Annotated in this window: 20 protein-coding genes and 1 tRNA gene; 8 read left to right on the top strand and 13 right to left on the bottom strand. The window is 42.8% G+C overall.

The features are described from left to right. Window positions 1-5 precede the first annotated feature (5 nt). Window positions 6-1,373: an aldehyde dehydrogenase gene (locus tag U5J89_RS11720; RefSeq protein ID WP_322575819.1), complete on the top strand. Its 1,368-nt coding sequence runs from the start codon at window positions 6-8 to the stop codon at window positions 1,371-1,373. After that, complete coding sequence (locus tag U5J89_RS11715) at window positions 1,370-2,365, top strand: YhdH/YhfP family quinone oxidoreductase (RefSeq protein WP_322575818.1); 996 nt, start codon at window positions 1,370-1,372, stop codon at window positions 2,363-2,365. Before U5J89_RS11720 ends, U5J89_RS11715 begins: the two co-directional genes overlap by 4 nt. Here the strand turns inward: U5J89_RS11715 and U5J89_RS11710 are convergent. The 3 genes from U5J89_RS11710 to recJ all read right to left on the bottom strand — a co-directional run bounded on the left by U5J89_RS11710 (window position 2,362) and on the right by recJ (window position 4,867). Next, window positions 2,362-2,784 carry a response regulator gene (locus U5J89_RS11710; protein WP_322575817.1) on the bottom strand — a complete coding sequence of 141 codons (423 nt, stop codon included), beginning with the start codon at window positions 2,782-2,784 and terminating at the stop codon, window positions 2,362-2,364. The genes U5J89_RS11715 and U5J89_RS11710 overlap by 4 nt on opposite strands. Before the next feature lie 223 nt (window positions 2,785-3,007). Then, window positions 3,008-3,080 (bottom strand) — tRNA-Phe (locus U5J89_RS11705). 77 nt (window positions 3,081-3,157) lie between these two features. Continuing rightward, window positions 3,158-4,867, bottom strand: a complete 1,710-nt coding sequence (recJ, locus tag U5J89_RS11700) for a single-stranded-DNA-specific exonuclease RecJ (protein WP_322575816.1) — start codon at window positions 4,865-4,867, stop codon at window positions 3,158-3,160. A 379-nt stretch (window positions 4,868-5,246) separates the two neighbouring features. Here recJ and U5J89_RS11695 point away from each other — a divergent pair, with 379 nt between their 5' ends. The 3 genes from U5J89_RS11695 (at window position 5,247) to U5J89_RS11685 (ending at window position 8,714) form a co-directional block, all read left to right on the top strand. Further along, window positions 5,247-6,419, top strand: coding sequence for a Glu/Leu/Phe/Val dehydrogenase dimerization domain-containing protein (locus U5J89_RS11695; protein WP_322575815.1), 1,173 nt, complete (start codon window positions 5,247-5,249; stop codon window positions 6,417-6,419). Window positions 6,420-6,514: 95 nt separating this feature from the next. Further along, window positions 6,515-7,417, top strand: a complete 903-nt coding sequence (gene hslO / locus U5J89_RS11690; protein WP_322575814.1) for an Hsp33 family molecular chaperone HslO — start codon at window positions 6,515-6,517, stop codon at window positions 7,415-7,417. A 163-nt stretch (window positions 7,418-7,580) separates the two neighbouring features. Continuing rightward, window positions 7,581-8,714 (top strand): P1 family peptidase, encoded by a 1,134-nt coding sequence (locus U5J89_RS11685; RefSeq protein ID WP_322575813.1) that lies wholly within the window; start codon window positions 7,581-7,583, stop codon window positions 8,712-8,714. A 47-nt stretch (window positions 8,715-8,761) separates the two neighbouring features. On the opposite strand, the gene U5J89_RS11680 is transcribed toward U5J89_RS11685, so the two are convergent. From U5J89_RS11680 to U5J89_RS11645, 8 genes are all read right to left on the bottom strand, one after another. Further along, window positions 8,762-9,226 (bottom strand): iron-sulfur cluster assembly accessory protein, encoded by a 465-nt coding sequence (locus U5J89_RS11680; protein WP_322575812.1) that lies wholly within the window; start codon window positions 9,224-9,226, stop codon window positions 8,762-8,764. A 30-nt stretch (window positions 9,227-9,256) separates the two neighbouring features. Further along, a complete protein-coding gene (locus U5J89_RS11675; protein WP_322575811.1) occupies window positions 9,257-9,928 on the bottom strand; it encodes an ATP-binding protein in 672 nt (223 codons plus the stop codon). A 95-nt stretch (window positions 9,929-10,023) separates the two neighbouring features. Continuing rightward, window positions 10,024-11,034 carry an NAD(P)H-dependent glycerol-3-phosphate dehydrogenase gene (locus U5J89_RS11670; RefSeq protein ID WP_322575810.1) on the bottom strand — a complete coding sequence of 337 codons (1,011 nt, stop codon included), beginning with the start codon at window positions 11,032-11,034 and terminating at the stop codon, window positions 10,024-10,026. A gap of 5 nt (window positions 11,035-11,039) precedes the next feature. After that, window positions 11,040-11,744, bottom strand: coding sequence for a glycerol-3-phosphate 1-O-acyltransferase PlsY (gene plsY / locus U5J89_RS11665; protein WP_322575809.1), 705 nt, complete (start codon window positions 11,742-11,744; stop codon window positions 11,040-11,042). 92 nt (window positions 11,745-11,836) lie between these two features. Next, window positions 11,837-12,715 carry a lipoyl synthase gene (lipA, locus tag U5J89_RS11660; RefSeq protein ID WP_322575808.1) on the bottom strand — a complete coding sequence of 293 codons (879 nt, stop codon included), beginning with the start codon at window positions 12,713-12,715 and terminating at the stop codon, window positions 11,837-11,839. Window positions 12,716-12,733: 18 nt separating this feature from the next. Then, entirely contained in the window at window positions 12,734-13,498 is a 765-nt protein-coding gene (gene lipB / locus U5J89_RS11655; RefSeq protein WP_322575807.1) for a lipoyl(octanoyl) transferase LipB, read from the bottom strand. Between the two features lie 123 nt (window positions 13,499-13,621). Next, on the bottom strand, window positions 13,622-15,028 hold the full coding sequence (gene lpdA / locus U5J89_RS11650) for a dihydrolipoyl dehydrogenase (protein ID WP_322575806.1): 1,407 nt from the start codon (window positions 15,026-15,028) through the stop codon (window positions 13,622-13,624). A 197-nt stretch (window positions 15,029-15,225) separates the two neighbouring features. After that, window positions 15,226-15,705, bottom strand: a complete 480-nt coding sequence (locus U5J89_RS11645) for a cupin domain-containing protein (protein WP_322575805.1) — start codon at window positions 15,703-15,705, stop codon at window positions 15,226-15,228. Between the two features lie 82 nt (window positions 15,706-15,787). Here U5J89_RS11645 and U5J89_RS11640 point away from each other — a divergent pair, with 82 nt between their 5' ends. The 3 genes from U5J89_RS11640 (at window position 15,788) to U5J89_RS11630 (ending at window position 17,432) form a co-directional block, all read left to right on the top strand. Further along, on the top strand, window positions 15,788-16,564 hold the full coding sequence (locus U5J89_RS11640) for a M12 family metallo-peptidase (protein WP_416208527.1): 777 nt from the start codon (window positions 15,788-15,790) through the stop codon (window positions 16,562-16,564). A 387-nt stretch (window positions 16,565-16,951) separates the two neighbouring features. Beyond that, complete coding sequence (locus U5J89_RS11635) at window positions 16,952-17,101, top strand: hypothetical protein (RefSeq protein ID WP_322575803.1); 150 nt, start codon at window positions 16,952-16,954, stop codon at window positions 17,099-17,101. 31 nt (window positions 17,102-17,132) lie between these two features. After that, window positions 17,133-17,432: a hypothetical protein gene (locus U5J89_RS11630; RefSeq protein ID WP_322575802.1), complete on the top strand. Its 300-nt coding sequence runs from the start codon at window positions 17,133-17,135 to the stop codon at window positions 17,430-17,432. A gap of 90 nt (window positions 17,433-17,522) precedes the next feature. Here U5J89_RS11630 and U5J89_RS11625 read toward each other — a convergent pair whose 3' ends face one another. Then, on the bottom strand, window positions 17,523-19,139 hold the full coding sequence (locus U5J89_RS11625) for a peptide chain release factor 3 (RefSeq protein ID WP_322575801.1): 1,617 nt from the start codon (window positions 19,137-19,139) through the stop codon (window positions 17,523-17,525). Between the two features lie 290 nt (window positions 19,140-19,429). Then, the gene (locus U5J89_RS11620) at window positions 19,430-20,296 is read right to left on the bottom strand and encodes a DUF72 domain-containing protein (protein ID WP_322575800.1); all 867 of its coding nucleotides are present in this window, start codon (window positions 20,294-20,296) and stop codon (window positions 19,430-19,432) included. Between the last annotated feature and the right edge of the window lie 17 nt (window positions 20,297-20,313).

Here is a 20,313-nt window from a genome sequence, read left to right as displayed (position 1 = left end):
CCATAATGGAAGACATAGTTCAAAAGCAGAAACAATTTTTCAATACGGGAAAAACACTAGATATCTCTTTCCGCAAAGAACAACTACGGAAATTGAAGAATATCTTAAAAGAACACGAAAATGAAATTTATGAAGTTTTGGATCAGGATTTTCAAAAACCTCCGTTTGAATCTCATGCCACAGAACTCTTCGTCCTCTATCAAGAAATCGATCATTTGCTGTCAAATATTGACGGCTGGGCGAAAACAAAAAAGGTTAAAAGTTCTCTTATAAATTTTCCTTCAAAGAGCTATATCAAGCCTCAGCCGTATGGGGTTGCACTTGTAATTGCTCCCTGGAATTATCCTGTTCAGTTGGCTCTTAATCCTGTTTTAGGTGCTATTGCCGCCGGAAATACCGTCATTCTCAAACCTTCTGAAAACGCACCGCATACCTCGGAACTTCTTGCAAAATTAATCAACAGCAACTTTGATCCCGGTTTTTTTAAGGTAGTTGAGGGAGATGCAGAAACAACACAAGCGCTCCTTTCTGAGCCATTGGACTATATTTTCTTTACCGGAAGTACCCACGTTGGCAAAATTATAATGAAATCTGCCGCTGAACAACTGACTCCGCTCACTCTCGAGTTAGGTGGAAAATCTCCTGCCATCGTTGATCAATCCGCTGATTTATCACTGGCGGCGAAACGCATTACCTGGGGCAAGTTTATCAATGCCGGACAAACCTGCGTAAGCCCCGATTACGTATATGTTCATACTTCTGTGCATTCAGAGCTCTGCCATCTCATTCAGAAAGAAATTCGCTCTTTTTATGGGGACGATCCCAAGCAGAGTGATTATTATGCACGCATCATTAACGACAAGCATTTCGATCGGCTTGCCAACCTCATTACGTCTGAAAACATTTTTTACGGCGGCGATACGGATCCTGGTACACGATATATTGAGCCTACGATTATGACTGAAATCACCTGGGATGACCCTGTCATGCAGGAAGAAATTTTTGGTCCTATTCTTCCCATACTATCTTTTGATGATTTGGATAAAATAATTTCAATACTTCAGAACAAATCGAAACCACTGGCACTTTACCTTTTCTCGACTGATAACAGCAATCAGAAAAAAGTTTTTCGCAATCTGCAGTTTGGTGGTGGATGTATTAATGATACTGTCGCACACCTCGGAAATACGAATCTCCCCTTTGGTGGCATTGGCAATAGCGGTTTCGGGCTGTATCATGGTAAAACGAGTTTTGATACCTTTACCCATCCCAAAAGTATCATGAAGAAAAGCAACTGGCTGGATATCCCACTGAGGTATCCGCCCTACAAAGGAAAGCTAAAATGGTTAAAAAAGTTGACTAAATTTTTATGAGTACATTTAAAGCACTGGTTGTTGAAGAAAAGTCTGATGGCTTATTTCAACGCTCTGTCAGACAATGGCCCAAGGACAACCTACCTGACCATGAGGTATTAATTGAAGTCGAATATTCATCCCTAAATTATAAAGATGCGCTTTCGGCTACCGGCAACAAGGGCGTTACCAAAAAGTATCCTCATATTCCGGGAATTGATGCTGCTGGTGTTGTCGTCGAAAGCAGCGATGCTCAATTTTCTACCGAGGATAAAGTAATTGTAACCGGATACGATCTGGGCCAAAATACTTCGGGCGGTTTCGGTCAATACATTCGTGTGCCCGCAAACTGGATAGTCCCCCTTCCAAAGGAGCTAACGCTGCGAGAAAGTATGATGATAGGTACTGCGGGATTTACAGCCGCAATCGGTATCCATCACCTTCGCCACAATAATATTAATCCCGACAGTGGTAATATCTTGGTGACCGGAGCTACCGGAGGCGTGGGCATTATGGCAATTGCCATTCTATCCAAGCTGGGATACAAGGTAACGGCCGCCACCGGAAAGATGAATCAAAAAGAGTTTTTAACCGAAACGGGTGCCGCCTCTGTTATCCATCGCGAGGAAGTGCAGGATGAGTCTTCACGTCCCCTTTTGAGCAGCAAATGGGCCGGAGCTATCGATACGGTTGGTGGTATCATGTTAGACACCACATTGCGGCAAACACAACATAATGGCACCGTGGCCTGCTGCGGCAATGTACTGGGACATGAACTTCATACCAATGTTTATCCCTTTATTTTGAGAGGAGTTCATTTGGCGGGAATGGACAGTAGAAATTGCAAAATGGAATTGCGAAATAAATTGTGGGGGAAATTGGCTAATGATTGGAAACCAAAAAATATAGAACGGCTAGCCAGAGAAGTTTCGTTAGAAGAATTGGATGATGAAATCGATCGGATTATAAACGGAAAACAAGTAGGAAGAGTACTTGTCAATATTGGTGATTAAGCAGATTTTAATATCTCATTGTTATTTTCAGACTTTTCATTATGAGCATTCATCGCAGAATAGAGTGGATCTTTTAAATCACCGCCAGTGACAGGCTTTGTTAAGAAATCGGCAAAACCTGTTTTCTTGGCTCTTTCCAACGAATAACGATCACCGCTTCCGGATAAATAAATAACGGGCACATCCGACTTTTCACGAATAGCTTCCATTGCTTCAATACCGTCCATATCTCCCTTCAGAGAAATATCCATCACAATAATATCGGGATTAAGCTCTTTTTGCTTTTCTATTGCATCACTCCCTTTTGTGACTTTTCCAATCACCTCAAAACCCAATCGCTTGATAAGCCGCTCTTCCACCATCGAAAGCAACATATCATCTTCAACTATTAGTACTTTACCCTTTTTACCGTCTTTCATATTGATTACTAAGCCTTAAGAGCTTAAGAAAGCTCTAACGAATATTAAATTTCTTTAATATAACTTAATTAAAAAATTCTAATGTTCCAAGAAGCTTTATCAAAATTATTTGAAGAACTTTCCTTAAACAGTAGCTTGCATTACCAATATAGCCCTTCTTTAAGATTTAGGGGGGTAAAAACAAAAAGCCCTGCATCCCGAAATCGGAATACAGGGCTTTGCGTGGGACCGGGCGGAATCGAACCGCCGACACCGCGATTTTCAGTCGCGTGCTCTACCTACTGAGCTACAGTCCCAACTCGAATAAGAGTTGCCAAATATAAAATCTTTTGGACTTTATACAAAGAGGATATCCCGGATTTTCTATCGAATCTTACTCTACTTCAACATCTCTCAATCTTATCTGCAGCGTACGCCGGCCGTTCCATTCATTCTCCTCCAGCGAATAGGCAATATTTAGCTGATTATCATCTCCGTTTCGAATTACCGGCAGGTATTCGTGCATATTAAATCCGATTACATCAAACGCACCGGAGCCGTTTTGCTTGACCTTCATCTTAAGATGTCCCTTACCCACAATGGTTGGCACTCCTACTACTTCAACATCACGGCTTACAAAAATGGGCCGTAGATTGCCGGGACCAAATGGCTCAAACTGACTTAACAGTTTCCAAAAACGCATATTCACATCACTGAGATCGAGCTCACAATCAATTTTCAATTCTGATTTAAAATCCTCATCAGACAATCGTTCAGCAGCAATATCATTAATACGTTGCCGAAATTCTTCGAGGTTTTCGCTGGCGATCGTTAACCCTGCGGCATATTCATGTCCGCCAAACTGCTCGAGTAAATCCTCACATTCCTTAAAGGCTTCGTAAATATTAAAGCCATCAATACTTCGCGCCGATCCCTTAATTTTACCATCCACCGTACTCAACATTACGGCAGGGCGACCATAGGTATCTACCAGCCGAGAGGCCACAATACCGATCACGCCAAGGTGCCAGTCGGGATGATGCAACACCATCGACGAAATTTTATCCAGGTTATAATTTTTATCAACCATGGCCTTAGCCTCCTCCATGGTTTCCGAGTCTTTATCACGCCGCGCCACATTAATGCTTTCCAGCTCATGGGCTCTGGATTTTGCTTCCGCAGGCGTATCAGAAATAAGAAGCTTAACGGCTTTTGTGGCATCTCCCATGCGTCCGGCCGCATTAATACGGGGACCGATAGAAAACACAATATTTGACGTTGTTATAGACCCAACACTTAAGTTTATGAGCTCTAACAACGCCTTGATACCTATTCGGGGTTCAGAATTAATACGCTTAAGCCCTTCGCGCATCAAAATTCGATTTTCATCTTCGATAGGTACGATATCCGAAGCAATAGAAATGGCCACCAGATCCAATAGCTTAAAGGCGATACTGTCTGCCAAGCCAAGTTTTTTTATGGTGCCCTGGATCAGCTTAAAACCAACGCCCGCTCCCGAAAGCCCTTTACAGGGATAGTTACAGTCGCTGCGTTTGGGGTCGAGCACCGCTACCGCATCAGGAATGGCATCACCCACATTATGATGATCACAAATAATGACATCAATACCCTGCTCTTTGGCCTGCTCCGTCTCCTCAACAGCGGTAATTCCACAATCCACCGATACGATCAAGTCGGTATTGGTATCAATAGCGTATTGTATACCCTCCTGATTAATGCCGTATCCCTCCTTAAACCGGTGAGGGATATAGAAATCTACATCAACACCAAATTCTTCAAGAAAAATATATAAAATAGCCGTAGAAGTGGTGCCGTCCACATCGTAATCCCCGTAGATAAGGATTCGCTCTCCATTGCGAATCGCCTCCGCCAATCGGCTTGTCGCTTTATCCATGTCCTTCATTAAAAAAGGATCATGAAGCTGACTCAAATCGGAACGGAAAAATGCTTCGGCTTTCTCATAAGTATCAATACCCCGCAGTGCAAGAAGGCGGGCTATTTTGGGAGGAACTCCCAGCTGATCTTGTAGATCGGATACAGCTTCTTCGTTCTCTGGCGTAGTAAAGACCCAGCGAAAAGACATAGTTATCTGTTTTTTTCTTTTTTGTCATAAACAGCGTACCGGCGGTCAAACCTGATAGCCATACAGCCCGGCCATAAAAGGCAGGGGATCTCAATGATTATTAATTAAAATACAATATCCGGAGTAAAATTCATCATGAAAACTAAACACATTCCAACTTAATTGTAACACCGGGATATAGTAATCAACCTCGAAATACTACTAAATTTGCGCCATTTTTTGTACCTTCCCATACTTTGTTTAAACCGACTATCTCGATTTCATTGTTTCATATAATCCACTGTGGTAATTCGACAGACAGAAATTTTGTGCTATTGGGGGTTTTTGAGAAATAACTGATTTTTTGAACAATAGTTTTAATGATTTAAACCATATAACCATGGAATCAACAACGTTAGAAAAAAACACAGCTACCGACCTAAGCGGGGATTTCCCTCTATTTGATAAACTGCAGAGCTACGAGCACGAACAAATCGTTGTGTGCTCGGAACCTACGATGGGGCTCAAAGCTATTATAGCAGTTCACGATACAACCCTGGGACCGGCATTGGGCGGCGTACGAATGTGGCCCTATAATAATGAACAGGAAGCCATTCGTGACGTGCTTCGTCTTTCTCGCGGGATGACCTACAAAGCGGCTATCTCGGGTCTTAACTTAGGTGGCGGTAAAGCTGTAATTATTGGCGATCCACGCAAAGAAAAAAGCGAAGCCCTGTTTCGTGCTTTTGGTCGCTATGTTGACAGCCTCGGAGGACGTTATATTACTGCCGAAGATGTGGGGACAGATGTTCAAGCAATGGAATGGATTCGTATGGAAACCAAATATGTAACCGGTTTACCAAAAGCAATTGGCGGCAGCGGCGACCCTTCACCTGTTACCGCTTATGGTGTTTATCAAGGGATGAAAGCTTGTGCCCAAAAGGCTTATGGATCTGATTCTTTGGAAGGCAAACGCATTTCAATTCAGGGAGCCGGTCACGTTAGCTCATACCTTGCTGAATTTCTGGAAAAAGAAGGAGCTGAGCTAATCATTTGTGATATTTATGAGGACAAAGCAAATGATCTTGCCGAAAAAGTTGGTGCCGAAGTTGTTGATCCCGACGATATTTACGGACTGGATGTTGATATCTTTAGTCCCTGTGCTCTTGGCGGTATTATTAACGACGATACGATGGATCAATTCAACTGCGATATTATTGCCGGAGGTGCAAATAACGTACTTGATGAGGAAGATAAGCACGGGCAGATGTTGTTGGATAAAGGCATCCTGTATGCGCCGGATTATGTGATTAATGCCGGTGGGCTTATTAATGTTGCCAGCGAGCTGGAAGGATACAACGAGGAACGAGCTCAGGGACAGGCAGAAAAAATTTATGATACCATCCTGGATATCCTCAACTATTCTGAAGAAAATGATACGCCTACCTTTACTGCCTCAAATATCCTTGCCGAACAGCGTATGGACAATGTGGGCCAAATTCACAATATATACACCTCTCAGAGTAATTTTACAGGTCACATTGGTGATCTTTACAAACATGCCAACCTGTAGAACCAATATTTAAAATCGTATATTGAGGCGGCTCAAATTTTTGAGCCGCCTTTTTTGTTATACCTTGATTAATCAGGTAAAAAATTTAGACGGTTATGATTTCAAAAGAAGATTTTATACAGAAAGATCGCCTTATAAAAGGCATCGCAAAAGACGGAACCCTTAAAATATCGGTAGTTAAAACTACAGATGTAGTTAAGGCAGCCCGTAAAAAGCATGGACTGTCTTTGCTGAATACCGTTTTGCTCGGGCGCGCCCTTACCGGCACTATGCTTATGGCCTCAGAATTGAAAGGCGAAGAACGTATTAAAATGCGAGTAGAGGGACAAGGTCCTGTAAAACTGCTTGTTGCAGAAGCCAATCGCGTCGGCGAAGTTCGCGGATATGTACAAAATCCACAGGCGGAAATTAATTATAACGGCGATACCGACATTGGCGATGGATTAGGTGTGGGCGTAATGACTGTTAGCAAAACGCTCTATAACGAAGCAGAACCGCGAAACAGCAGTATTGAGCTCATCAACGGTAACATCACCGATGATCTGGCCTACTATATGGTACAGTCCGAACAAATACCCTCGGCCATTTTGCTGGATGTTGGTATTGACGAAAATGGAGAAGTCACTGAAGCAGGTGGATTGATGATCCAACGCATGCCGGACGCACCGGAGGGTGTAATCGATCAGCTGCAGCAAAAAATGCTGCAATTCGATTCTATTAGTCAAATGCTTGCCGATGACCTCTATATTGATGACATCATGGAAAAAGCAATGCATCCCATTGAGGTAAAAGAGCTTGATCGTCAACCGGTTGACTTTTTCTGCCGTTGTACTCGCAAACGCTTTAAAGATGCCTTGGCTATGCTCGGTTACGAAGATCTGAAAGAAATTAGCGACGAGGGACAGGAACTTGTATGCCACTATTGTAACGAGCACTATAATATCAGAAAAGACGAAATTGAAGAACTGTTGATGGAAACCAAGGCTAAAATGAACTAAAAACCTTTTCCGTAAAAATTCTTTTCTAAATTCTAATATTGCTTCTTTCTAAGCCCTGCTAAACCTCGAAAATTTAGCAGGGCTTTTTAGTTTAATTAACTGTTGCTACTCACCTCTCTTATCTCGAATTTAAATAGGATCTAAAGCAAATAATTTTTTCCTTATGAAAATTCTGAACATACTCTTTTTGTTCCTCATTTTATCTCCCCTAAACCTGATGGCACAAGATCAAAATATTCGTGATTATGGAGTTGAAATCGGAGTTTTGCAACCGGGCGAACTAAATGCGATCACGGATGTACAAGGAGTTAGAGTAGGACATCAAACGATTATTAAGGGCAATAATATCCGCACGGGAGTGACAGCCGTTCTGCCACACGGCGGCAATATTTTTCAGCATAAAGTACCGGCTGCTGTTTATATAGGGAATGGGTTCGGGAAACTGGCGGGCTCTACCCAGATCGAGGAACTGGGAAATCTCGAAACGCCTATCATTTTGACCAACACTTTGAGCGTTCCTACGGCCGCTGATGCCTTAATTGATCACACATTCAGCTTTTCAGAAAACGAGAATGTCCATTCAGTAAATCCCGTTGTGGGCGAAACTAACGACGGCTATTTAAATGATATACGTGGACGACATGTATCAAAAAAAGATGTCCTCAATGCTATTAATAATGCAAAATCAGGAAAAGTTGAGCAGGGCAATGTGGGAGCCGGAACAGGAACTATTGCATTTGGTTTTAAAGGCGGAATTGGCACCTCTTCCCGCCAGCTTCCGAAAGATTTAGGAGGATACTCGGTCGGTGTTTTAGCACAAACAAATTTTGGAGGTGTGCTTCAAATTGCCGGCGTTCCCGTCGGGAAAGAACTCGACAAATATTATCTCAGTGATGAACTCAATGATACACCCGACGGTTCCTGCATGATTATTGTTGCTACTGACGCTCCGCTTGATGCTCGCAATTTAAAACGACTGGCCAAACGCGCAATGCTCGGCTTAGGAAAAACAGGTGGTATAGCATCAAACGGAAGTGGTGACTATGTAATTGCTTTCTCAACAGCTAAATCCGTTCGAATCTCCTATCGTTCAGATCAAGATCTAAAACAGCAAAATGTACTTCGTAATAGTGCAATGTCTCCACTTTTTATGGCAGTTAACGAAGCTACTGAGGAAGCCATTATCAACGCACTCTTTCATGCCGAAACGATGACAGGCCGCGATGGACATACCGTTGAGGAACTGCCGGTAGATGAAGTGCTAAGTATCATAAAAAGGTACGGTCGAAAAGATTAATCCAATAGATTTACTAAACTTTTGAAGTTTAGTAAATCTGAAAAAACCTATGTCGCAAAAGAACTGCCGCAACCGCAGGTTTCGCTGGCATTGGGATTATCAAAGGTAAATCCCCGGGCATCCAATCCATCGGGATAATCCACAGTAATACCTTTCAAATACATCATGTGTTTGGGATCAACGATAATCTTAATTCCCTGACTGATAATCACTTCGTCCTCTTCAGATTCATAGTCGAATCCAAGCTTGTAACTCAATCCCGAACAACCACCGCCCTCTACAGCAACACGCAAATAGAGATCACCGTCCAGATCTTCATCCTCCCGAATATGACGTACCTGATCAGCAGCCCGCTCTGTAAGTTGTACGGCAGGACCACTGAACTCTACCTCGGCAGAAGCCTGCATTTCTTCTAACGGAGAAGTACCATTCTGTTCAGTACTCTCATCTTCATCATCATCAACGAGATCAGCGATGACACTATCTAAATTGTCTTCCTTTTCTGCAGGCATTGTAGTGATACTTAAAAATTAACCTTCGCTTTACTGTGAATAAGTAAAATAATCTGTGTTATCCTTCCGGCTCAAATTTAATATTTCAGCTGCAACCAAGTTCACCAAGGTTGTTGAAGCTCGTTCCCGGGGGATATCAACAATTTGTGCAAATTTTTTAACGGTTATTTCGCCATATTCATTCAAGTAACGAAACAATTTTTGCTCAACGGGACCATACTCAAAAGTTACCCCTTTATCCGAATTTCGCTTCTTAATAATCTCAATAAGTTCTTTACTGGCCACCCTATTCTGATCCTTCTCGCGCATAAACACGACCCATTCATCATCCCCCTTTACGTACACCGGTTTATTAATTACTTCCGGAACTTTAATAACCAGAAGATCGCGATCGCCAAAGTGCACAATCTCAATTTTGATATCCACAGCAGGCTCACATAGCTTTTGGGCAGCTTTATCAAGTAAAAATTCTTCTTCCTGATATCCCATTACGCCTACGAGAGACTTGTCATCATCCACCCCAATAAGCAGGGTTCCCCCTTTGGTGTTTGCAAAAGCGGCAATTTCTCGTGCAATCTTATAGGCTGATGGAATCGTTCGCTTAAATTCAAGGTACATTCCTTCCCCCGTCTGAGCAAGATTCTTCACGTCGAGGTAATCCATCTCAGAAAGTGAGGCCGTGCTGTGATTTTGAGAATACATAGCCACTCGATCTTTTTTAGTGCAAACGAAGATAAGTACAAAATATTAAGTTCAAATGAACTTACCGAAATTTAACATTCTATCTTTTTTGTACCCTAAATCACAATTTCCTCTTTTGGATTCCGGGTCATTAAGTCATACAGCATATCCTTGGGATCTTCCTGCTCAAAAAGTACACGATATATCGCCCCGGTAATCGGCATTTCAATACCAAGCTTATTGCTCCAATCAAAAACTGAGCGCGTTGTTTTTACTCCCTCAGCAACCATATTCATTTTTGATATAATATCATCCAGACTTTTGCCCTGACCAATATTATAACCTACAAAACGATTGCGACTGTGCTCACTGGTACACGTTACGATCAAATCGCCCATGCCGGCCAACCCAGAAAAGGTATCCTGCGAAGCCCCCAGCTGCATCCCCAGGCGTTTCATTTCATGCAATCCGCGTGTCATAAGTGCTGCTTTTGCATTATCCCCAAGTTCAGCACCATCCACAATACCGGCGGCAATCGCCATAATATTTTTTACGGCTCCGCCAATCTCGACGCCTATGATATCATAGTTAAGATATACCCGGAACATCGGCGTCAAAAAGGTTTCCTGTATAATTTGTGTGGTGCGCTTGGAATTAGCACTGGCAACTACCGTTGTAGGTTTAAACTTACTGACCTCTTCGGCATGGCTTGGCCCCGATAATACCCCGATATGATCGTCAACAATGGTTCCTTCAAGCACTTCACTCAATACTTGAGACATCGTCATAAAGGTGTCATTTTCGATCCCTTTGGCAACACTTACCACCATTTCGTCACCGTTAAGATGTGGTTTTATATTTGCAGCCACTTTGCGCATGGCATGTGATGGTGTTGCAAAAACAACCATCACCGGATCATCAAAGCATTCCTCAAGATCAGTTGAACATTCTATGGAGTCCGGTAACGTTACATCAGAAATATATTCGGGATTGCGATGCCTTTTATTAATACTGTAAGCTATTTCTTTTTCGCGCGCCCAAAGCTGAACCTTATTTCCAGCCCGCGCTAATACAATGGACAAGGCTGTTCCAAAACTACCGGCGCCAATAATGGTTATTTTCTTCACAATAATTAGCTACCCGATTGCGGTTTTTCTTCTTTATTGAGCCATCCAACAGCAGGTTTAAAAGAACTTATTTTGTTTTCTGTTCCATTTAAAAGCCGTTTAATATTTTCCTTATGCTTGATGATTATTGCCAATCCAATAAATCCGGCAAAAATGAGAATACTTCCATCAATATCCCAGCTGTAACCATATCTAAGAACCACAAGAACCAACGGATAGACAAAAGCGGCAACTAATGACGCAAGGGAGACAAATCGACTTGTAAGCAATACGATCAAGAAGAAAACAGCTGCAATTCCCACCGATACCGGCTCAATACCGCAAAGCATACCGGCAGCTGTAGCCATGCCTTTCCCACCATCAAAATTAGCATAGAGCGGAAACATGTGTCCCACTACTGCAGCAATACCACAGGTAATACTCAAGAAAGGGTCAAGGCTCCAATACTCGAATAATGTAACCGGTCCCGCACCAATTTGATAAGCAATCTGACTTATCCATAATGAACTGGCAAAACCCTTAAAAAAGTCGATTGCCAATACTGCAACTCCGGGCTGCCATCCTAATAATCGAAAGGTATTGGTGGCCCCGGCATTTCCACTACCGTGATCACGAATATCAACTCCCTTGACAATTTTTCCAACCCATATTGATGAGGGTATGGATCCCACCATATAACTCAATAATAAAACAACTCCAAGTGCAATCATATTTTTTGATTAAGTGAGAAATGCTATCCCGTTGAAATATAAAAGATCACAAGTAAATTTCGAGGCTAATACTCCGACAAATCTAAAAAATCTTATACATGCTTCTCGGCATGATATGAAGAGCGAACCAGCGGACCACTTTCAACATGTTCAATACCAAGTTCTTCTCCAATTTCTTTATACTCCGCAAATTGGTCGGGATGCACCCACTCTTCCACCGGCTGATGCATTTTGGTAGGCTGCATATACTGCCCGATGGTAAGGACATCAACTTCGTGATCCACGCAGTCTTTCATCAGCTCAATAACCTGTTCACGCTTTTCACCAAAGCCCACCATAATGCCGGTTTTTGTACGAATACCTTGATCCTTGACGCGCTGTAATAATTCGAGTGAACGCTCATATTTAGCCTGGGGTCGAATAGTACGATACAGATCGGGTACTGTTTCCAGGTTATGACTCAACACATCCGGCGGAGTATCAATCACAATTTGCAGGGCCTCCCAAACACCGCGAAAATCAGGAATGAGAGATTCAATCGTCACGCCATCGATCGCTTCACGAAGCTGTCGATGACACTCTGCAAAAATAGGTGCCCCGCCATCCTCTCGCTCATCGCGATTTACAGATGTTAACACTACGTGCTTTAGCCCCATTTCTTTAGCTGCTTCGGTTACGCGCCGAGGCTCATCCCAATCTAACCCCTGCACCGGCCGACCGGTTTTAACTGCACAAAATGAACATGATCGCGTACAAACATCTCCCAAAATCATAAAAGTAGCCGTTCCGTTGCCCCAGCACTCTCCCATATTTGGGCAACGAGCCTCCGAGCAAACCGTATTCAACGACTTATTCCGTACGGTCTCCGAAACCTCTTTAAACTTTTCGCCAGATGGCAATTTCACGCGCAGCCAATCCGGCCGACGCTGAGTGGTTTCGTTACGATCTACGACATTGAGTTCTTTAATCATGGAACTAAAATAAAAAGGTTATTGCGATGCTGCTTTTTTACCAGATTTCTTAAGATACGAAAATTGATCGTCCAGTTCAGGCAGGGAATCTACCTTTGATATCGATACATTAAATACATCCTCGAAATAGTATCTCAGATGTTCTTTCACTTGGGATTCATCAACTCGGTGCCCCAGCAAATCTTCAAGACTCGTCACTTCTTTATCCGTAATACCACAGGGTACTATATGATTAAAATAGCTAAGATCGACGTTCACGTTAAAGGCAAAACCATGCATTGTTACCCACCGGCTACAACGAATACCCATGGCACATATTTTCTGTTCCCCCACCCAGACGCCGGTTAATCCTTCAATACGCCCCGCTTCTATCCCGTACTCAGAACAGGTTCGGATAATGACTTCTTCGAGAGAGCGCAAATACTTGTGAATATCAGTGAAATAACGGTCGAGATCCAAGATAGGATAACCAACAATTTGTCCGGGTCCATGATAGGTGATGTCTCCACCGCGATCAATTTCTATGAATTCGGCATCGATATTTGAGAGTTCAGCCATCCCCTTCAGCAAATGCCCCTTATCCCCACTTTTGCCCAGCGTATACACATGGGGATGTTCTACAAAGAGAAGTACATCATTACTTTCGTCACCCGGCTTGTAGAGTTCCTGCTTTTTTCGTCGGCTCAGTTTTTCATCAACCAAGCGTTGTTGAATAGACGTTTGCAAATCCCACACAGGTCGGTAGGGAGCATGACCTAAGTCGTATAATTCTACCGTTTTCATAATGAGTAATTAGGAATTAAAAATTTAGAATTAGGAATAAGGATCCACTTCATTCCTAATTCTTCATTCCTAATTTTTAATTAAAATCCTCCCATAATTAGAAGGGGCCAAAAACGAAAGTCATTAGCTGCCCAAATGCACACCTACGCCGTATGCTTCGGCTGCAGCTTCCATTACTGCTTCTGACATTGTTGGGTGCGGATGCACAGCACTAAAAATTTCGTGTCCCGTTGTTTCGAGATCGCGGGCAACAACCACTTCAGCGATCAGCTCCGTCACATGCGAGCCAATCATGTGGCAACCGAGAAATTCGCCATATTTCTCATCAAAAATAACTTTTACAAAACCTTCTTCGTGGCCAAGTCCCGCGGCCTTACCGCTGGCAGAAAAGGGAAATTTACCCACTTTAATATCGTATCCTTCTTCTTTAGCCTGCTCCTCGGTATATCCGACTGAAGCAATCTGCGGTTCACAGTATGTACAGCCCGGAATATTGTTGTAATTGATGAGTTGTGGATCTTCACCGGCCATATTTTCCACACAAACAATACCTTCATGCGAAGCTTTGTGCGCCAACCACGGTCCGCCGGCTACATCCCCGATAGCGTAAATATTTTCGACGGATGTCTGATAGGTTTCCTTATCAACCTGAATAGCACCTTTTTCGTACTCAACGCCGATTTCATCAAGACCAATGCCTTCCACATTACCAACAACGCCAACAGCAGAAAGCACCACATCGGCATCGACGACTTCTTCATCATCACCGGATTTGATCGTCACCTTAACACCGTCACCGTCTTTTTCTACTTTATCAACGGTACTTCCGGTTCGGATATCAATACCCTTTTTCTTGTAGATCTTACCAAGCTCCTTCCCAATGTCTTTATCCTCGACAGGCACCAGCGAGTCTTGGAGTTCTACAATCGTCACATCAGTTCCGATGGTATTGTAGAAGTACGCAAATTCAACACCGATGGCCCCGGCGCCAATAATTACCATTTTGTCGGGCTGCTCTTCGAGCTTCATGGCTTGCTCATAACCAATAATTGTTTCTCCGTCGATCTCTAAGTTCGGCAGTTCACGCGGACTAGCCCCCGTAGCGATGATAAAGTTATCAGCCTTAATCTCATCCTGAACCTCATCATCGTCATTTAATACGTTTACCTGTTCTTTGGATGCAAACACACCCTTACCCTCAAAAACCTCAATCTTGTTAGCTTTCATCAAGAATTGCACGCCTTTGCTCATCTTATTCGCTACATTTCGGCTTCGCTCAATCATACTGCCAAAGTCAGCAGAAAAGCCATCCACATTGACGCCATAATCGCCGGCATGCTCAATACTTTCATACACTTCTGCCGAGCGCAATAGCGCTTTAGTGGGAATACATCCAATATTCAAACAAACACCGCCAAGGTGACGCTTTTCAATAATTGCTGTGTTAAATCCTAATTGTGAAGCGCGAATCGCGGCCACATATCCACCGGGGCCCGATCCAATTACGCAGACATCAAATTCTTTTGCCATGGGACTACTTGATTTATTTATTATGTAAAAATGGTTGAATGATTGATTTGAAAGCTTTGAATTATTTTATCAGCAATTGGCGAAATCAATCATTCGGCCATTTACAAAAGCGCTCTAATTTAAGAATTATAGACGAGAGATATAAGGTTTTGCTTCATAATTATTTGGGATATTAAAAGCTCATCAATAATAAGAGTCTATACCGGTTTTGTTAGAACCTCCTCTCTGATGTGCGGATATTTTTCAGCTAACTTTTTAGGGTCGATCATCTCAAAATCCTCAAACTCAAAACCGGGACTTACCGTACATCCCACTAACGAATAATTACCCATGCTGTAGGCACGCTGCCAGCAGTTTTGAGGCACCAACTGCTGAAATTCAACTTCATCAGCAAATTTATTACCCAATTTAAGCTTTTTTAGCTCGCCATTCTTATCAATTATTTCCAGCATCAACAGATCACCGTCATAAAAATGCCAGAGTTCATCCCACCGTACACGGTGCCAATCAGATAATATACCCTCGGGTAGTAAAAAATAAATTCCCGTTCCTGCGGATCGTTTCAACTCATCCGACATCCCTACTTGTTGATCACTTTTGTAGGTCTCTCTATAGTACCCGCCTTCCGGATGGGGAGATAAATCCAACCTATCAATTATTTGTTCTGCATCATCCATATCTACCAATGAAACTTTTATTTGTCAGATCCATTTAAATAAAATGCTCACAAACTGTTAATAATCAAGTTTATATGAAGAAATACGGACCATATTTGCCAGCGATCATTATAACGATTTTTCCGCATTTATTTTTCAGTCATGTTTAGATTCAACTGGACCTGAAAACAAAGAACCTGAACAATCCTATTCCCATGTTCAAAATCCGGGAACTTCGGCCAATGACTTTCTGGCTGATTCCAACTTCACTCATCTGGTTGTTGAAGTTGATTATATGCCTAGCTATGAACCAAACGCTGAAGCTCTTGACAGCCTTAAAGCATTTTTTGAACAACGCTTACACAAGAACTCAATTACGATCAAGGAACCGACTCAAATTGAATCCCGCAACCAAGATGCCTACAGTGCCAGTGATGTTCGAAATATCGAATCCCAAGAACGCTCTACCTTTTCAGAGGGTGATACGCTGGCCGCCTATTTTATGATTGTCGACGGTGAATATAATGAACGTGAGCTAATGGGAATTGCTTACTTCAATACGTCAAATGCGTTTTTTGGTCCGGCCTACGACGAGGCCAGCAGCGGACCCGGTTCGATCTCCCGTTATCGCGTAGAAGCCATTTCATTTCGACACGAATTTGGCCATCTCTTTGGATTAGTCGATATTCCCAACTCAGGCACTGAGATGCAGGAACCGCACAGAGATCAGGAACATGGCAACCACTGTGATAATGATCAATGCCTGATGTACTATGCCACACAAACAACAGATCTTATTGGAAATACGGTAGGTAACGAAGAAATAACTCCGCTTGATGAAAATTGCATCGCTGATTTACAGGCCAACGGCGGAAAATAGTAGTGAGATGTGAGTACTTAGACAATGTCTTATCCTTTATCACTTTTATAATATTGAAAAAATAAATCAGAAATTCTTATGACATTATTTAAAAAGTTATCTCTTTTTATACTTTGTTTTTCCCTGGCAGTATTAGTCAATAACTGTTCCGATTCCAGCACTGATCCGGGCGATACCTCCACCCCAAGAAGAGTTTAACAGCCAACAAGGCCCGGGCGATTCTGCAGAGCTATATCTTGCCGATGATGACTATGCTAACTTGGAATTAGAAATTGATTACATGGAGGGCTATGCCCCAACTCAGGAAGCAATAAACAGCTTGCAAACATTTTTGGAAGAGCGACTTAACAAGCAATAATATCACTATCAATACCCAATCGAAATTCCATGCTCGGAATGACGGTCCATTATTCAACTAATAATGATCATCCACGTATTGAAGAAGAGGAGCGTGATAATTATACCGAAGCAGGTGAAAATACACTTGCATGCCTACTATTGTTAGTTGTTGAATGGAGAGTATTCCAACAACTCTAATGTATTAGGGATCGCATATTGGAATACCTCAATGACCCTATTTGGAGAAACAATCGATAATATAAGTAGCTCAGGACCTACAAGTCCAAGCCAAGAACAAGTCGAAAGTACCGTCCTTCGCCACGAAGTTGGACATAACATGGGATTAGTCGGAAACGGCACGCCCACCCAATCTGATCATAAAACGGATGGCAGTGCACATTGCACAACTGAGGAGTGTTTGATGGCTCCCTCAGTCCGAACAGGTGACATCTTTCAAAATTTGAGTGGAGAAGTTCCATCTCTCGATGAAGCTTGTATTACTGATCTGCAGGCTAACGGCGGAAAATAATCTTAATTAAAAATTTAGAATGAAGAATTAGGAATTGGGAAGCAACTCATCTTTCCATTCCTAATTCTTAATTTTTAATTCTTCATTGAATCAACTTTGCTTGAACTTGAAGAGATTTTCAGCCCCGACTTTCTCTTCAGCCTGATTTAGCGCATAACCACTGTCAAATAATACAATTGGATTACCTTCCATATCCGTGGTAACATGAGTCGAGTAGCTGCTCTCCAGTTTATCAGCAACCTCCTGATTATTACTCAGCCAGCGCGCCGCGTGATAAGAAACTGAATTCATATGCAGCTCGGTATTATACTCGGTTGACATACGGTGCTTAACCACATCAAACTGCAAAGCGCCAACCGTTCCCAGCAGCAGCTCATTTCCAACGCCGTTGGGCACCTCAAATACGTGCACAACCCCCTCTTCGGCCAGCTGCTTAAGTCCCTCGCGCAACTGTTTTCGCTTAAAAGGATCCTTGGTAGAAACCTTCATAAAGTGCTCTGGCGTAAAGAGCGGAATTACATCAAACTTAACGGGATCGTCGCTGTAAATGGTTGTCCCAATGCGAAACGAACCAGGATTAAACAATGACACTACATCTCCGGGATAGGCTTCTTCCAGAATATTCCGCTCATCGCCCATTAGCGTATGCGGGGTAGACATTTTTACTTTATTGCCTGTATTGCTTTCCGTCACCTGGAGTCCACGCTCAAACTTGCCGGACGTAATGCGAATAAAAGCCGCACAATCTCGGTGATCGGGATTCATATTGGCCTGCATCTTAAATACAAAACCTGAAAATCCGCGATCGATGTCACGACTTTCACCATTTTCATCCTGATAAGGCTGCGGAGGGTTCGCCAGCTCTGAGAAGTAATCCAAAAACACATCCAGCCCAAAGTTATTAAGCGCCGATCCGAAAAATACGGGTGTTGCCTTTCCATTGGCAAAAGCCTCATCGTCCATCATCTCCATCATGTCTTCGGTCAGCATCACCTCTTCACGAAACTTCTCCTTGTCAAAATCAGAGAGGCGGGCTTCCTCAATTCCCTCTTCCAAATCGTACAATTCGGTTTCGGCTTTCTTTGCTCCATGCTCTTCTTTTTTCTGCAGATGCAGTTTCTTGCCAATCAAATCGTAAATACCTTGAAAATCTCGTCCATATCCCAATGGCCAGGAAGCGGGAATAGGCTCAATACCCAACTGGTTTTCAATATTGCTAATAACTTCCAGCGGCTCCAATCCCGGTCGGTCGCACTTATTTACAAAGGTTATGATAGGAATTTCACGCATCTTACAAACTTCAAAAAGCTTTTCAGTTTGCTCCTCAACACCTTTGGCAACGTCGATAACCATCAGCGCCGTATCAGCGGCAACCAGTGTCCGCAGCGTATCCTCGGAAAAATCTTTGTGACCCGGCGTATCCAAAAGGTTAAATTTGATGCCGTCTTTTTCGAATCGCAGTACCGATGAAGTCACCGAAATACCACGCTCTTTCTCAATGGCCATCCAGTCGGATGCCGCATAACGGTTAGCCTTACGCTGGCGAATAGAACCGGCTTCATGTATCGCTCCGCCGTATAGAAGCAGCTTCTCGGTGAGCGTTGTTTTACCCGCATCGGGGTGAGAAATAATCGCAAATGTACGCCGGCGCTTGGCCTCTTCGATTATCTCTTGCTGCTGTTTAGTTTGGGTATCGGTCTTGGACATGAAAAAGATCTCAGAGTTGAATATTCAAAAGCCTGTAAAGATAAGGAAATTGCGGGCATTTATCACTTTTTCTATAGAACACATATTACGCAGATGAGACATGTGATCACGGATTAAAATGCTTTTTTGTGGATCTATATTTGCCACCTGCTCATAACACTTCAGAAACACTAAACCATCTGGTCACAATGCTCTGCATCGTAACCAGACATTTTTTTTCGTAACGACGCAGAGCATCGTCACGAGATAAGAATAAAATCAGATAAATCTGTTTTATCCGCGTTCTATTTCTAAAATAGATTCATCTGTTTACTTTGTCTATCGATAGGCCAGGCGGGCATGGGATCAATATCAACTAAATCAGACAATAACTGATGAAAACGTCGGGCGTTTTTAGGCTGACTCACTTTATCAGGCGTATGGATAAACACGTAGGGATGCAGCCCTTCCTTGATCCAGTCGGCCACCACAATCGCCCATTCTTTTAAATAGGGTTCATTGCCCACAGGATCGTTAGATCCCACAAAACGTACAAAGGGACGAGCCGCTGTATTATCAAATCGTACGGGTACGTTCGGCTTCTTTTTCTTCGCCTCCAACACTGAGGATTCCTCGGATTTCATGGCATGCAGTTTCCGCGTATCAAAAATTACGCGATCAATGCTGTAGCTTTTAAGCAAACGATTAAATCTATGTTCCTGTCGGCCGTGATTAAAAAACTCGGAGTGACGCACTTCCACCGCATAGTGATAAGAACTGGGTAAAAGGCTGGCTATATTTTCCAGCCGTAGAAACTCATCCGGAGAAAAGTTTGGAGGCAGCTGAATGTGAAATGGTCCCAGCCGATCGGAAATTGGATCAAAAGTTTCTATAAAACTTAGAATATCATCCTCAACATCATTCAGACGTTTTTCGTGAGTAATTGATCGGTGGAATTTAAAACAGAATTTGAATCCGTCAGGAGTAGCCTTTTTCCATTTCATCAGGGTCTCTTTTGAAGGAATATTGTAAAAGGTCGTGTTTCCCTCCACGGCATTAAAAACCGATGAATATTGCCTTAGAAAGTCATCCGGTTTGGCATCGTCGGTAAAAAAATTCCCGACCCAATCTTTCAAACTCCAACCGGTACAGCCAAGATGATATTTTCGGATTCCCATGCGAAAAATTTAGGTAT

The organism is Fodinibius sp. (genome assembly GCF_034521915.1).
GTDB lineage: Bacteria > Bacteroidota > Rhodothermia > Balneolales > Balneolaceae > Fodinibius.
Note: the sequence above shows the minus strand (reverse complement) of the source record. Positions and strands in the feature narration are given on the sequence as shown.